Here is a 13,825-nt window from a genome sequence, read left to right on the forward strand (position 1 = left end):
CCGCCGGCGAGCTTCGCCATGCCCGCCCCCGGGCTCACCCTTCGGAGGTCCAATGTCCGAACCCTTCCCACAGCCCCCCGTCGACGGCGCCGCTGTGCGCCCCGAAGACGGCCCCCAGGACGACTGGCAGGAGCTCGTGGTCAACGATGACGACGAAACCTGATCAGCGCCTGGTCGAGATCATCCGCGGCGAGCTCGGCTACCGCGAACGCGCGTCCGACCACTGGACCAAGTTCGGCGCTTGGTACGAGCAGACCAAGCCGGCGCCCGGGTTCGCCGAGGGCGCCTGGTGCCAGATGCTCATCTCCTGGGCGGCCGACAAGGCGGGGATCCCTCAGACCGTCATCCCGCGCATGGCCTACACCCCGGCGGCCGCCATGTGGTTCAAGGCCCGCGGCCGGCTGGGCCATGAGCCGAGGCCGTACGCGCTGGTCTTCTTCGACTGGGGCGGGTCTAGAAGCGACCCCAACAAGATCGACCACGTCGGCATCGTCACCGCGGTCCTGAGCGACGGCCGCTTCCGCACCTTGGAGGGCAACACCTCCAACCAGCTGCAGGAGCACACCCGATCCACCTTCGGCGCGTTCTTCGCCTACCCCGACTACGCCGCGGCGGCGACCGATCCGACGGAGGTCCTGTTGAGCAAGCTGCCACTGATCAAGCCCGGCGCCGAGGGCTGGCACGCCAAGACGATCTTCTACCTGCTCAAGGCCCGCGGGTTCGGCAAGTACCTCGACGACACCCGGCTCGACCCGACCCGCTACACCGGGGAGGTCGTCGCCTGCGTGGTCCGGCTCCAGAAGTCCGAAGGGCTCAAGCCGGACGGCGAGGTCGGCGAGAAGACCTGGCCCAAGCTGCTCGGCCTGTAGTACGGCAATCGCTTTACATCCCTCGGAGCTAACCCCTCCGAGGCTCGGGAGAAGCATGCACCACAAGATCATTCAGGGCGATGCCCTATCGGTACTCCTCACCATCCCCTCGCAATCGGTGGACCTGGTTCTGGCCGACCCGCCCTACAACAGCGGCGGCCGTACCAACACCGAACGCCGCACCAGCTCGGCCCACTGCAAGTACGTCAGCAGCGATGCCAATCACCAACTCGCCGACTTCGCCGGCGACAACCGCGATCAGCGCAGCTACACCACCTGGTTGACCCTGATCCTCATCGAGTGCCTTCGCGTCAGCCGTACCGGGGCCTCGGCCCTGGTGTTCTGCGACTGGCGGCAGCTGCCGGCGACCTCCGACGCACTGCAGGCCGCCGGTTGGACATGGCGCGGCGTCATCCCCTGGCGCAAACCGATCTCGCGGCCGCAGCGCGATGGATTCCGCCGCGAATGCGAATACGTGCTGTGGGGCAGCAACGGCCAGCCTCATCGCCACGCCGAGCCGATCTACCTACCCGGCATGGTCGAGGGGTCACAGCCGCGCGGGCACGAGCGCCAGCACATCACTCAGAAGCCCGTGGAGGTCCTGCGGCAACTCATCCGGGTGTGCCCACCGGAGGGAACGGTCCTGGACCCGTTCGCCGGCGCCGGATCGGCCGGGGTCGCTGCGCGCCTGGAGGCTCGCCGCTACCTCGGTATCGAGATCACCGAGCACTACGCCGAAGTCGCCCGAGGCCGCCTGGACGAAGTCCGTTCGTAACCGTCCCGCCGGACCCCGGCGGGACGGTCCCTGAGGAGGGACGCATGGCAAAGATCTTTATCCGTCAGCCGCTCGTGCTCCGCGCCGGCGTGGCCGTCGTGGGCATGGGCCTCGCCCGGATCGCCGCCTGGGCGGGCTGGATCCCCGACGAGTGGGCCAACATCGACCAGGCGCGGATCGAGCAGGCGATCGACCTGATCATCCTGGGCGTCACGTGGCGGTCGACGCACAAGGCCGTCACGCCGGTGGCCGCGCCGCGCGCGAACGACGGCACCACGCTGGTGCCGATCACCCACCCGCTGCAGCGGCCGCGCCCGCTGTAGCCTGTGATCGTCTCCTCTCCCTGGCTGGAACGCAGCGGGACGATCGACAACCGCCACGCGTGACCCGTACGCACGACGGCCCCCGTACCTCCTCCGGGAGGTACGGGGGCCGTTTCGCGTTCTCAGGTACGGCTGCCAGGTAAGGCCGTCGACGCGGGCAGGAGTACCTACCCGCAGTCAGGTAGTGGCGTACTCCGCCAGGTACGCCCGTACCTCCTGGGCGCGCGGTTGGCCGCACTTGAGCTCTCGCTTGATCTGCGCGATGGGCGGCAGCTTGCCCTGGGCGGCCAGCGGGGCGTAGGTCTGGATCGCCTGGCGGACCGGTTCGGGTACGTCGGCGGGTACGGGCACCTCGGCGGGTACGGCCCGGAATGATCCGGTGTCGGTCACGGCTGCCTGATCAGCGGGATCGGCGGGTACGTGCTGCGCCTGGCCCTCGCCGGCGGCGCGGGCGACCAGATCGCTCCAGCGCAGGGGGGCTGCGCCACCCGGATACGGGCTCGGCCCGGCGGGTACGGTCGCAGGTGCCTCAGGTACGGCGGCCGTACGCGGCGGGTACGGCCCCGGTTCGTCGAGCGGTAGACCCGGCCCCCCGAGGATCTCCTGCGCCGGGTCGCCGGCACCCCGCACGGGCGAGGCGGGTACGGCAGCGGCGGCTGCAGGTACAGTCGGCGCCGGACGTACCTCGGCGGGTACGGCTCGCGCCCGGGCTGCGGCGTCGTCCCGCGCGCACAGGGCCATCAGGTGCGCCAGGGCGCCGAGCGCGACCGGCGGGATGATGCTCACGGCGACCACGAGTACCCACATGGCCGGCCCAAGGTGCCAGACATTCGCGGCGAGCAGGTGATAGGCGGCGTTGGCCAGGACGCCGACGACGATCGCGGCGATCGCGTGGACCAGGGCGTGGTGCCGGGTGTGCTCGGAGTACCGCGCGGCGTCCACCGTGATGAGGGTGGCGGTCGCGCCGTAGGCGTCGACGCACAGCGGCAGTAGCCATGAGAGCGACAGCCTCCAGCCGAACACGTTGAGGGAGGCGTGCCACCCGGCGAGCTCGCCGAGGCCGGACTGGGCGTGGAAGCTGGCGATCACCGCGGCTGCCGCCACGATGCCGACCAGGATCCTGCGTATCCAGTCAGGGCGAACGGGTGGCACGTCCACGGTGGCGCTCGTAATCTCGGTCATCTGTTCGTGTCTCCATCGTGAGTGGGGATCGGGCGGAAGGGCCTCGCCTGGTGTTCGTGCACCGGCGAGGCCCGTTGTCGTCAGGGGGTCGCCGGGCGGATGCGGTCCGGCTGCACGTCACCCGCTCCGGCCCAGCCGCCGGGAGCGGGGGCGGTCGCCCATCCGTCGCCCTGTGGGATCAGGCGTATGCCACTACGCCGGATGTCCACGATCGAGCCATCGTGCCACGTGATCATGACTTCTCTCAGGTCGTCGGTAAGCGGGGATCGAGATAGGCAGGCCCCGAGAGGGGCCATGTACCTCTCGGGGCCAAGGTCGGCGGGGATGACCCGCCGGTTTGATGCGGCGACCCTGCACCGTCCTCAAGGCACAGGGCCGCCGCGGCCCGACCGCAGCGCTCGGGGTCCGCTGCGGCCGGGCAGCTCATGCGGTCAGGACGGCCACTTGCCGCGGGTCGAGAACCGCCCGTCGGGTGCGGTGAACTTCGTGGACAGCTCGACGAGGTTCCAGCCCTGCCGCCGCAGCTCGTGGTCGCGGGTGTAGATCCATACGGGCAGGTTCGGTGCGACGTCAACCAGCTCGTCGACCACGACCTCGCCGTCGGCCGTCTCGATCTGCCGGACCTCGTGCTCGGAGACGCGGATCTCCAGGCGCCGGCCCGGCTGCTCGTGCTCGTAGGCGGCGGCGGAGATCCGGAACGGTGTCTGCATGACGGGGTACACGCCCGTCATGGCCAGCATGATCGCGTTCACATGCACCTCGTGAACCACACGGTCTTGCCGCGGCCGTCGTCCGCTGGTTCCACGCCCCAGCGGTCCGCGAGCGCCGCCACGATCACCAGCCCCCGCCCGTGCTCTTCGTCATCGCCGGGCGTCCGTGGCGCGGGCACCGACACGGGGCCCATGTCCGCCACCTCGCCGCCCACGCACCGGCCGGAGGACCTCAACGACATGGTGTACGGCGGGCACCCGTACGTGATCGCGTTGGTGCACAGCTCGCTGAGGATGACCAGCACTTCGTAGGCCAGGTCGCCCAGGCCCCAGCTCTCCAGCGTGGCCAGTGCGATCTCCCGTCCCTTGCCGATCGCCTCGGGGTTGGCGGGTAAGTCCCAATGGGCCTCATGTTCGCTCATCTACCCGTGCCTCCGGGGAAGTAGGACCCAAGCCAAATGGCCCTGCCCCTCGATATGCTTCGTGCCGAACTCGGCCACGTCGCGGAAGAGGGACGCCCAAGAGGTGCTTGACACCTCATCGCTGGCAGGCTCGCCAGGGTCACAAATCTCGATCTTCAGAGTGATGTCCGCGGCGGTGACCTGCAGGTGCACGCGCCCGGCTGGTGGGGTGTGCAGCACGGCGCTAGCCATGAGCACACGTACGACCCGCTCGGCCATGTCGGTCAGCTCGGGGTCGATGCTGCGGACGATGGCGTTGACCCAATTGCAGGCAGCGTCCACGGCCCCGGGGTCACCGGGGAAGGTGGTCTGGAACGGCTCAGTCATGGAGATCACCGATGTGCTTCATAGGCAGGATGAGAACCTTCACAGTCAGCTTGCAACCTACATAGGCAACGGGTCAAGCTGTTCACGTGGATCCCGAAACGCCTGTGTACATGCGCATCGCTGAGACGCTGCGCCGCCGCATCCTTACGGGTGAGCTCGCTGAAGGTGCCCGGCTTCCCTCCTCGCCCGAGATCGCCAGGCAGTACGGCGTGGCGCGTAACACCGCATCCGCCGTGCTCGGCGTGCTCGTCACTGAAGGACTCGCCATTGCGCGCCCCGGGTCTGGCACCTACGTGCGGGCGCAGCCACGTCGGCGCCGACTGGTGCGCAGCTGGCACCGCAACGCGACCGGCGGCAGTCCGTTTGCACGCTCGATGGCCGATTACGCCCAGATCGGGTCCTGGGACTACGAGAGTCGGACTTCCCTCGCTCCGGCCGCAGTACGTGACCGCCTGGCACTTCCCGAGCCTGAAGGCGACCATCCCGACACGATGCACACCACGTACACCTTCCGCGGCGACGGGCAGCCCGTACAGCTCAGTGAAAGCTGGGAGCCCTTGACGCTCACGCGCGGTACACCCATCGTGCTCCCAGAGGATGGCCCGCACGCCGGCCTGGGCGTGGTGGAGCGGATGCGGCAGATTGGCGTAATGGTCAGCCATGCGGCCGAGGTTGTCTCGGCGCGTCAAGCGAGCATCGCCGAGTCCTCGGCCCTGGACGTAGCTCCGGGGTCGATCGTCCTGACCATTCAGCGCACCTACTATGCCGAGGCACGCCCGGTAGAGAGCGCCGACATCGTGATCCCTGTGGATCAGTACGAGGTCGTCTACGGCACGTCGATATGGGACGCACCATCGTGAGCGAAGCACATGCCGACCGTAGAACGCTCGTCACAACAGGTCACTGACAGTTTCCGCAGGCGGTCGGGGGAAGTGTCAGTGGCTGTTATCTCGCCTGGTCAGTAAGACAAGCCGACTGCGTCGGCCAGGTCGCGCATCTGCGGCGTCAGGCTGCGCCGGCGCTGGAACAGCCGAGCGAGGATGTCGCGGCCGTACCGCTGTGCCGCCAGCCATTCGGGGGAAGTGCCCGCCAGCCCCTGCAGCACGGCAAGCGACTCGGCATGCTTGCGCGTGGACGCCAGTGCATATGCCACGTCGAGCCGGTGCCGGTTACGGCTCGCCGAGTGTGTGTATGGCACCTCGGCAGGTATCCGCTCGGCGATCGCCAGCACCTTGTCAGGCTGGTCCAGCACGGCGGCGTTTTCAGCATGGATCATCGCGACCGTCACCGGGCCGAATGTTCGAGTCGTGCTGGTGTCCGACAGCGCTTCGTGTCCGATGCGAGCAGCAGCGGCCCGCGCCAGCTTGATGGAGTCCTCGGCTTCGCCGGGCCGGTTATCTCGCACTGCCGCATTGCTCACTCCAAGCAGCAGCCGCCCCCACAGTGTCAGCTCGGTCGTCGTCGCCCTGGAGAACCGGGGTTCGATGTCATCGGCCCACCGGGTGGCAAGGGCGCGCGCCTGGTCCAGGTGGCCACGCCGCAGCTTTAGCCAGACCAGCGTGTTGACCGCTGCGGCTGCGTCAAGCCGATCCTCGGCGATGTCGATTGCCCGGGTAAGGGTGGGCTCGGCCATGCCGAACTGGCGGGTCTGCGTGAAGATCCAACCGGTCATGTTCAGGACCCTGGAGTGCACGGCCCGTCCAGCACCGTTGAGTGCCTGGGCGTCGCGCAGGAGCGGCGGCAGCATCACGGCTATTTCGCTGTAGCGGTTCTCGGCCAGCAGCGGCTTCAAGGCCTTCAGGCCGGCGGCCACGCCCTCGATGGTCGGTTGATCCTCGGGCTGTTCCATCTGTCCCAGGAGCGCCCGGTACGTCGGCGCCCACGGCGTACGGTCTGGCTCGGGTTCGTGCTCAGTGTCGCCTCGCTCCTCCACCAGGAAGCTCGTGGACACCTGCAGCGCGACCGCGATTTTGCGGACCGTCTCCAGTCGCACGTCGGAGATGATGCCTTGTTCGAGCTTGCTGATCAGACTCCCAGAAACGCCTGCCAGCGTGGCGAGCTCCTTCTGGCTGAGTCCGCGCCTCTTGCGTACGTTCCGCACCCGGGTGGGCAGACTGCCCGTCATGCTACGGTCGTTCATGAGCCCTCACCTTTCCTGAAGCCTTCGACAAACTTCAGGCTACGGTGCAGGGCTTCTTTCGTGCAGGCGCATCCTCGCGTCTGCAGAGGGAGTCGAGCTTGAGCTACCCGCGTTTCGGTAGCTGTCCGGTGCCTCCGCATGGGCGGCAGTTGACCCAGACCTGTACGACCACCGTCCCGCCGCCGGCGGTCTTCTGTTCCCGGGCTTCGTGCCACCCTCCGTTGCCCTGGCATCTGCCACAGGTGGTCGTCTCGCCCGCGACGATCTCCACTGGGGCCGGTGTCTCGGGGGTGAGGTTGGCGACGGCCTGATCGCGCTGTTCCTCGGTGAGGAAGGGCAGCGTGACCGCGCTCCCTCGTGGGGTGGTGACGGTGACGGTGTGTGGCGTCGGGGGTCATGCGCACGACGGTAATCCCAGCATCACCCGCCAAGGGAGCATTCGGGAGAAGTGTGTCCCGTCTGCCGAGAGGGTCGAGTCAGCCCGCCCACAGCACCCGCAGCACAACGACCCGGCGCTGCTCTTCGAGGATGAGGTAGATCGCAAGGCCTGCGCTGTGGTAGCCGAAGGTGTGGGTTCGCACCTGGCCGTCTGGGTTTTTGCGGTTGAGCGAGTCTCCGCTCCAGGGCTGCAGCTCCAGGATTAGGGCGAGCTCGGCGAACGAGGGCAGTGCCTCGGCGGGGAGGGCGGCGATGTGGCCGGCGGCTTCCTCGCTGCGCTCGACCGTGTACACCTACTGACCCAGCTCCGCCAGGGTCTCCCGCAGCGGCCCGGTAGTCACGTCCTGGCCACGGATCAGGCGGTCGGCGGTGTCGAGCATCGCGCGGTGCCCGTCGGGGTCGGCCGAGGACCAGGCGACGCGCCACCACCGTTCGAGGCACGCCGTCACGGGGGTCAGGTCGAGTGCCTCCATGGCCTCGGTCATGACGGCGCGGTACTCGCAGTCGAAGTCGCCGGCGTCCTCAGGCAGCAGGGCCGCGCGGATGGCGCGCGGCGTCTTGTCGGGCGCGGGTAGATGGGGCGCCCGCGCGGGGTGGTGCTGGTGCGCGGTGTTGGCCATGGGCTCACCTTACGCCGGGCCCGTGCGGCGGGCCGTCGCGGTTTGGGGAAGTTTTGGGGAATGACTCGCGGGCGAGGCGTGATGAGAAGGCACGGGATTTCACGAGAAGTATTCACATTTACCCGCTGATCAGGGCTTCCCATGATCGCCCTGGTCAGCGCGATCATCTGGCCTCGTTCGGGACGAAGAGGCCGTGGGTTCAAATCCCGCCACCCCGACCCAGTTAGAAGGCCACTTGCGATCATCGCAAGTGGCCTTTTTGATCTCCGTGCAGCAACGGGTTCTTACGAGCCGTCAGCGCTGCAGCGTCAGCACTCCCGGGCGGTAGGGCAGGAGGCCGTAGTCGCCGCCGGAGCTGGGGCTGCGTCCCTGGTAGAGCAACTGCAGATTGCAGGGATCGATGGTCTTGGTCTGGTCGGGGTTGCTGCGGACCAGGTCGCCGTGGCTGATGTCGTTGGTCCAGGTGGCGCCGCTGTTGGCCTTGCCGGCGAAGGGGTTGCTCTCGGTCGCGGCCTGCGGTGTCCACGAACCGCCCAGGCTGGTGGAGGTGAACGAGCGGAAGTAGCGGCCCTGCGAGCCGATCGCCTCGACGATCATGAGGTATTGGTTCTGGCCCTGGACCTTGTAGACCTCGACCGCTTCGAACAGGTTGTTCGTCGTGTCGCTCATGACCACTGTCGAGGTCGAGCCGAAGCTGCCGGGGAAATTCCCGATGGGCATACTGGCCCGGTAGATCTTGCCATTGTCCCCGGCGAAGAACAGATACATGTTCGTGCCGTCACCGATGAGCGTCTGGTCGATGGGGCCCGTTCCGGAGCCGGAGATGCTTCCGGAGAAGAGTGTCTGCGGCGATGACCAGCCATTTGGATTGGTGGGGTCGCTCGACGTCTTGTAGGAGAAGGCGGTGCCACCCCACTGGTAGGCGAGCACCCAGATGTTCTTCGGGGCGAAGTAGAAAAGCGTGGGCGCGACGGTGCCGGAAGACATCGTGTTCTGGCCGGCCGAGGCCATGTCGGACCAGTTCGTGAAGAGGCCGAAGTTCATCGAACCCCAGCTCGATCCCGTGTCGTGCGTCGTCGCATAGACAAGGTGCTTGCCGTTGTAGACGACCGAGGTGAAGTCCTTGAGCGAGACCCACCCCGACTTCGGATTCGCCAGCGAGCCCGTCGATGTCCAGCGGTACGTCGACGGAAGAGCGCACGTGCCGGTCGGCGTCGGAGTGGGAGTCGGGGTCGGCGTGGGGGTGGGGGTGGGGGTCCGGGTGGGAGTGGGGGTGGGGCTTCCGGGGGTCCCGGTGCAGGCCACGCCGTTCAGGGAGAACGAGGTGGGCGACGGATTGCCGCTGGTGTACGAGCCGTTGAACCCGAAGGCAGTGCTGCCCCCCGACGGGATGGCGGCGTTGTAGCCGACATTGGTCGCGATCACCGTTGAACCGGACTGGGTGGACGTGGCGTTCCACATCTGGGTGATCTGCTGGCCGCCCCCGAAGGTCCAGGTCAGCTGCCAGCCGTTGACCGCGTCACCCAGGTTGTTGATGGTGACGTTGGCGCCGAAGCCACCCGGCCACGACGAGCTGACGGTGTAGTCGACCCGGCAGGCGACGGCCGCCTGAGCGGGCTGCGTGGCCAGTAGCCCGGCCGCCGCCAGCAGGATCGGGATCGCGATGATCGCGAAGCCGCGGCGCACGGCCGGTCGGGACGGCGCCGTCGGTGTGACGGCGGAGCGGCGCGGTGTCCGCGTTCGCCAGGGCAGGCGCATGTGTGTGCTCCTCATCATTTCGTCCAGCCGCTTTCAGCGACTGGTGTCGGTGGGGCGGAGGCGTTGCCGTTCGCGGTGCAACCGAAGGTCGCAGGAGGCCGGGTGAGCGAGCGGCCATAGGAGGCCCGGTGAGCGAGCGGCTATAGGAGGCGTCGCGGACGGGCGCCGGCGAAGCCGAACGCGCTCGTCGTGCCTGTGAGCGTTAACTTGACGTGCTCGCTCCACCCTCGTTGGAGAGCAGTCCACCACGCGTCCGGGGTGAGCGGGAGGCGTGGCTCGGTCCCGTCCCACAACCCGCGCGTGGCGTGCCGGGGAATTCGGCCCAGACGTACACGCGGGGCCATGATTGATGTTAGCGCTAACATTCTGCCCACTGGCGGACTGATCCGTTTCTCTCGCGGGAGGTGGTGGTGCGCGGAGCCAATCCGATGTGGGCGATCCGCGTCAAGGCACGGCCCTCGGCCCCTTCCCCCGCGCCCCCGCCCCCCGGCAGGCCTTCATCTGCCCTTATGGGCATCCGATCGCACCGTGCGAGACCGGCTCTGTGATGAAACGTTCAACGATGGTGATGATCTTCTGCCGTGCGCGGCCGATTCGCCGCGAATCCTTCCGACCTCGATTCTGTCGCCCGTCCGCCGCCTCGCCGGAGCCCCGGGACCGGCGTCGGCTGGAATCGGTCGAGGACAGCAGAAGCCCGCCGCTGTCCGGAGCGGCGGGCTCCTTCACGTTGTGCGTCAACCCCCGCACTTGGTATGTCTCCGCTGACGCTCAAGCCCCCGATCTTCCTGGTGTGATCAGTACGGCGTCATGCTGGGCGACAGCGTGACATCGATCTGATAGTCGGCGCCCTGGGTGTAGGCGTGCGGCCGGAACGAGTAGGTGACGCTGTTGGTCAGTGGTCCGAGGGGAAAGGATTCAAGCAGGAGGTCGTCATCCGCGATCCAGGGGTTCCGCTTCCGGAGGTTGAGGGTGACCCGGCCCCCATTGGGGGTGAACACCGGTTTGGTCACTATGTCGTGCTCGTAGACCGGGTAGACGTACGGGATACCCCCTGGGCACTCAGCCGGGAGGAAAACGAGGCACTTGCCCGGCGTCATCGGATAGCTCGCCCCATTCCCCGGCCAGACTTCATAGGTCACCTCCATGAGCGGCATCAGCGAGGGTCCGGAGATCTTGAGGAAGGTCATGTCGGTACCGCTGTGTTGTGTCCGCCACGAGGTGATCGAGTTCACGGTGATACGGACGTACGGGGCAGCCGCAGTGGAGGCCGCGGCGGAGGCGGAAGGGACGGCGACGAGAGGCGCCACGAGGATCGCCCCCGCGATGACCCGAAGCAGGGTCTTCAGTGGGTTCATACCGAAAGAATCACCGCAGCCGCTTGCGAACATCTTGGAGAAGATTAAGACCGATCAACGCTGCACACCCCGCCCACGTGCGTCGTCCGGCCGAGCTGCCAGGAATCGTCATCGGCCGGGTGCGGGCGCCGGATTGCCGAGGGGGTACCAGCAGGCCACCGCGTGGGTCTCCAGGGACAGCGGCGGTACGTCCGTGCGGCAACGCGTCTGACGGGCCACCAGGCATCGGTCGTGGAAGGCGCACCCGGTGGGGCGGTCCACAGCGGACGGCGGTTCGCCGGGGAGCAGCACCCGCCTGCGGCGTGCCGCCGGGTCGGTCACGGGCACCGCGTCGATGAGCGCACGTGTGTACGGATGCCGGGGGCGCGAGAGGATCTCGTGCGCCGGCCCCGTCTCGATCACCCGGCCGAGGTACATGACCCCGATCCGATCGCAGATCCGGCGCAGGACGGACAGGTCGTGGGACACGAGGATGACGGCGACCCCGAGATCGTCGGCGAGCCGGCGCAGCAGTGCCACGATCTCCCCGCCGGTGGACCGGTCGAGCATCGACACCGGCTCGTCGGCGAGCAGCACCCGAGGCCGGAGGACCAGCGCGCGGGCGATCGCCACCCGCTGGCGCTCCCCTCCGCTGAGTTCATGGGGCCGCCGCGAGGCGTACCGTTCGGCCGGCTTCAGCTCGGCCGCTTCCAGCGCGGCGATGACCCGGCGGTGGACTTCGTCGTCGGTGAGCCGTAGCTGGGCCAGCAGCGGTTCGGCGACCTCGCGATGGACGGTGAGCCGGGGGTTGAGGGACTGGTACGGATCCTGGAAGATCAGCTGCACCTGTGACCGCAGCGCGCGCCAGTCGGGTCTCCCCTCGCCGCCGAGCTCGACGTCGCCGACCCGTACGGTGCCCCCGGCGATGTCGGCCAGTCCCACAAGCGCGGACACGACGGAGCTCTTGCCGCAGCCGCTCTCGCCGGCGAGTCCAAGGATCTCTCCTTCGCGTACCAGCATCGAGACGTCGTCGACGGCCGCGACGTACCGGGGCCGCCGCAGCGCGGCCAGCCCGCGCCCGGTCGTGTAGCGCACGTGTACCCGGTCGAGGGACACCGCCGCCGGCGCCTGCTCACCTCCGTGGGCCCGCGGCCCCGGGTCGACGGGTTCGTCACTGAGGAGCCCACGGGTGTACGGGTGGCGCGGCGCGCGGAACACCGTGCCGACCGGGCCGGACTCGATGGCCTCGCCGTCCTTGAGCACGATGACCCGATCGCAGATCTCTCCGGCCACGCCCAGGTCGTGGGTGACCAGCAACATGGACAAGCCCAGCTCGCGCTTGGCGTCGGCGAGCAGGGCCATGATCCGGTCCTGCACGACCACGTCCAGCCCGGTGGTCGGCTCGTCCGCGATCAGCAGCGTCGGCTGGAGCACCGTGGCCATGGCGATCAGCGCGCGTTGCCGCATGCCGCCGCTGTACTGGTGCGGATAGCCTCCGGACCGGTCGGCCCGGATGCCCACCCGGTCCAGCGCCTGCCGGGCCAGCGTGAACGCCTCCTTTCGTGACATGTCGCGATGCGCCCGTACCACCTCGGCGATCTGCCGGTCGACCGGCTGCACGGGGTCGAGGGAGTTCATCGCCGCCTGCGGAACCAGCGCCAGCCGCTCCCACCTCAAACGGCGCAAGGTCTTCCCGGCGACCGCCGCCAGGTCCGTACCCTCGAACGCGACCTGCCCGGATACCTCGGCTCCGGGAGGGAGCAGACGGAGGATCGCCTTGGCGGCGGTGGTCTTGCCCGATCCCGACTCGCCGATCAGGCCGACCACCTCGCCCGGCGCGATGGAGAACGAAAGGTCGCGTACGGCCCGTACCGGACCGGCATGGCTGGGAAACACGACTTTCAATCCGCGCACGTCCAGGATCGGGGTCACGACCGCACCTCCAGGTGGCGCCGTTGCAGGGACTCGTGCGCCCGTCCGAGCAGCGAGACGGCGAAGACGAACAGCATGATGGCCAGCCCGGGGAACAGCGGCCACCACCACGCGCGGTTCATCTCCTGCGAGTTGAACGCGTCGAACATGATCGTGCCCCAGGACACCGCGTTCGTCGGCGCCAGGCCGAGGAAGCTGAGTCCCGCCTCGGCCAGAACCGCCTCGGCGACGAGCAGCATTCCGTAGAGGATGGCGAGAGAGGCGACGTTCGGGGCGATGTGTACGTACAGGACGCGCCGCCGGGACGCCCCGCCCACGACGGCCGCCTTGACGAACGACCGCTCCTTCAGCGACAGCACCTGCGCCCGTACCACCCGCGCGGTGGTACGCCAGAAGAGCAGGGCGATGGCGAGGACCAGCACGAAGTCCGATCGGCCGAGGATTCCGACCAGCACGATCGCCAGGGGCAGGAAGGGGATGGCGTACGCGGTGTCCGCGATCCGCATGAGCACGCTGTCGACCTTGCCGCCCAGGTAACCGGCGACGAGGCCGACGTTGAGCCCGATCAGCGCGGTCGCCAGGGCGGCGACCCCGGCGACCGAAAGGGTCCGGCGGGTGCCCCAGGCCACCTGGTCGAAGATGTCGCGGCCGAAGTTGGTCGTGCCGAACGGGTGCGCGGGGCTCGGCGGTAGCAGTCTCGCCAGCGCTCCGTCCGCGGCCCGTACCCGCTCAAGAGGGCCGTGCGGTGCTATCGCCGGCGCGAGTACCGCGGTCAGGACGAAGACGCCGATGATGGCGATCGCGGCCCGGCCGCTGGGAGTCGACCACAGGTCCCGCCCGACCCGCCGGGCGCCCGTGGTCACCTTGTCCTGCCACATGCGCCGCTTGGTCTTCGTCGTCGTCGGGGGATGAGGACCGGTCATGCCAACCTCACACGCGGGTCGAGGTACGCGTAG

General features: G+C 68.4%; 16 protein-coding genes. 4 read left to right on the top strand and 12 right to left on the bottom strand.

What is annotated here, in order from left to right; translation table 11 throughout:
• The first annotated feature begins 146 nt into the window (after window positions 1-146).
• From ACGFIV_RS01035 to ACGFIV_RS01045, 3 genes are read left to right on the top strand one after another with little or no spacing between them, the layout of a single operon-like run.
• Window positions 147-869, top strand: coding sequence for a CHAP domain-containing protein (locus ACGFIV_RS01035; RefSeq protein ID WP_392830840.1), 723 nt, complete (start codon window positions 147-149; stop codon window positions 867-869).
• A gap of 55 nt (window positions 870-924) precedes the next feature.
• Window positions 925-1,644: a DNA-methyltransferase gene (locus ACGFIV_RS01040; RefSeq protein ID WP_392830843.1), complete on the top strand. Its 720-nt coding sequence runs from the start codon at window positions 925-927 to the stop codon at window positions 1,642-1,644.
• Window positions 1,645-1,688: 44 nt separating this feature from the next.
• The gene (locus ACGFIV_RS01045; protein WP_392830846.1) at window positions 1,689-1,967 is read left to right on the top strand and encodes a hypothetical protein; all 279 of its coding nucleotides are present in this window, start codon (window positions 1,689-1,691) and stop codon (window positions 1,965-1,967) included.
• 177 nt (window positions 1,968-2,144) lie between these two features.
• On the opposite strand, the gene ACGFIV_RS01050 is transcribed toward ACGFIV_RS01045, so the two are convergent.
• The 5 genes from ACGFIV_RS01050 to ACGFIV_RS01070 form a co-directional block, all read right to left on the bottom strand.
• On the bottom strand, window positions 2,145-3,149 hold the full coding sequence (locus tag ACGFIV_RS01050; protein WP_392830849.1) for a hypothetical protein: 1,005 nt from the start codon (window positions 3,147-3,149) through the stop codon (window positions 2,145-2,147).
• A gap of 80 nt (window positions 3,150-3,229) precedes the next feature.
• Entirely contained in the window at window positions 3,230-3,385 is a 156-nt protein-coding gene (locus ACGFIV_RS01055; RefSeq protein WP_392830852.1) for a hypothetical protein, read from the bottom strand.
• Between the two features lie 195 nt (window positions 3,386-3,580).
• The gene (locus ACGFIV_RS01060) at window positions 3,581-3,901 is read right to left on the bottom strand and encodes a hypothetical protein (RefSeq protein WP_392830854.1); all 321 of its coding nucleotides are present in this window, start codon (window positions 3,899-3,901) and stop codon (window positions 3,581-3,583) included.
• Complete coding sequence (locus ACGFIV_RS01065; RefSeq protein WP_392830857.1) at window positions 3,898-4,281, bottom strand: ATP-binding protein; 384 nt, start codon at window positions 4,279-4,281, stop codon at window positions 3,898-3,900. Before ACGFIV_RS01065 ends, ACGFIV_RS01060 begins: the two co-directional genes overlap by 4 nt.
• Window positions 4,282-4,647, bottom strand: a complete 366-nt coding sequence (locus tag ACGFIV_RS01070; protein ID WP_392830859.1) for a hypothetical protein — start codon at window positions 4,645-4,647, stop codon at window positions 4,282-4,284.
• An 86-nt stretch (window positions 4,648-4,733) separates the two neighbouring features.
• Here ACGFIV_RS01070 and ACGFIV_RS01075 point away from each other — a divergent pair, with 86 nt between their 5' ends.
• On the top strand, window positions 4,734-5,507 hold the full coding sequence (locus ACGFIV_RS01075; RefSeq protein ID WP_392830862.1) for a GntR family transcriptional regulator: 774 nt from the start codon (window positions 4,734-4,736) through the stop codon (window positions 5,505-5,507).
• A gap of 98 nt (window positions 5,508-5,605) precedes the next feature.
• On the opposite strand, the gene ACGFIV_RS01080 is transcribed toward ACGFIV_RS01075, so the two are convergent.
• The 7 genes from ACGFIV_RS01080 to ACGFIV_RS01110 form a co-directional block, all read right to left on the bottom strand.
• Entirely contained in the window at window positions 5,606-6,787 is a 1,182-nt protein-coding gene (locus ACGFIV_RS01080) for a helix-turn-helix domain-containing protein (protein ID WP_392830865.1), read from the bottom strand.
• A 476-nt stretch (window positions 6,788-7,263) separates the two neighbouring features.
• Window positions 7,264-7,518 carry a hypothetical protein gene (locus ACGFIV_RS01085; protein ID WP_392830867.1) on the bottom strand — a complete coding sequence of 85 codons (255 nt, stop codon included), beginning with the start codon at window positions 7,516-7,518 and terminating at the stop codon, window positions 7,264-7,266.
• The gene (locus ACGFIV_RS01090; protein ID WP_392830870.1) at window positions 7,519-7,845 is read right to left on the bottom strand and encodes a DUF6247 family protein; all 327 of its coding nucleotides are present in this window, start codon (window positions 7,843-7,845) and stop codon (window positions 7,519-7,521) included.
• Between the two features lie 294 nt (window positions 7,846-8,139).
• Entirely contained in the window at window positions 8,140-9,603 is a 1,464-nt protein-coding gene (locus tag ACGFIV_RS01095) for a non-reducing end alpha-L-arabinofuranosidase family hydrolase (protein WP_358552068.1), read from the bottom strand.
• Between the two features lie 794 nt (window positions 9,604-10,397).
• Window positions 10,398-10,958 (bottom strand): hypothetical protein, encoded by a 561-nt coding sequence (locus tag ACGFIV_RS01100; RefSeq protein WP_358552066.1) that lies wholly within the window; start codon window positions 10,956-10,958, stop codon window positions 10,398-10,400.
• A gap of 108 nt (window positions 10,959-11,066) precedes the next feature.
• Window positions 11,067-12,869, bottom strand: coding sequence for a dipeptide ABC transporter ATP-binding protein (locus tag ACGFIV_RS01105; RefSeq protein WP_392830873.1), 1,803 nt, complete (start codon window positions 12,867-12,869; stop codon window positions 11,067-11,069).
• On the bottom strand, window positions 12,866-13,792 hold the full coding sequence (locus tag ACGFIV_RS01110; RefSeq protein ID WP_358552062.1) for an ABC transporter permease: 927 nt from the start codon (window positions 13,790-13,792) through the stop codon (window positions 12,866-12,868). Before ACGFIV_RS01110 ends, ACGFIV_RS01105 begins: the two co-directional genes overlap by 4 nt.
• Window positions 13,793-13,825 lie beyond the last annotated feature (33 nt).

Origin of the sequence: Sphaerisporangium sp. NPDC049003, from assembly GCF_043197795.1 — a bacterium.
In the GTDB taxonomy this organism is placed as follows: domain Bacteria; phylum Actinomycetota; class Actinomycetes; order Streptosporangiales; family Streptosporangiaceae; genus Sphaerisporangium.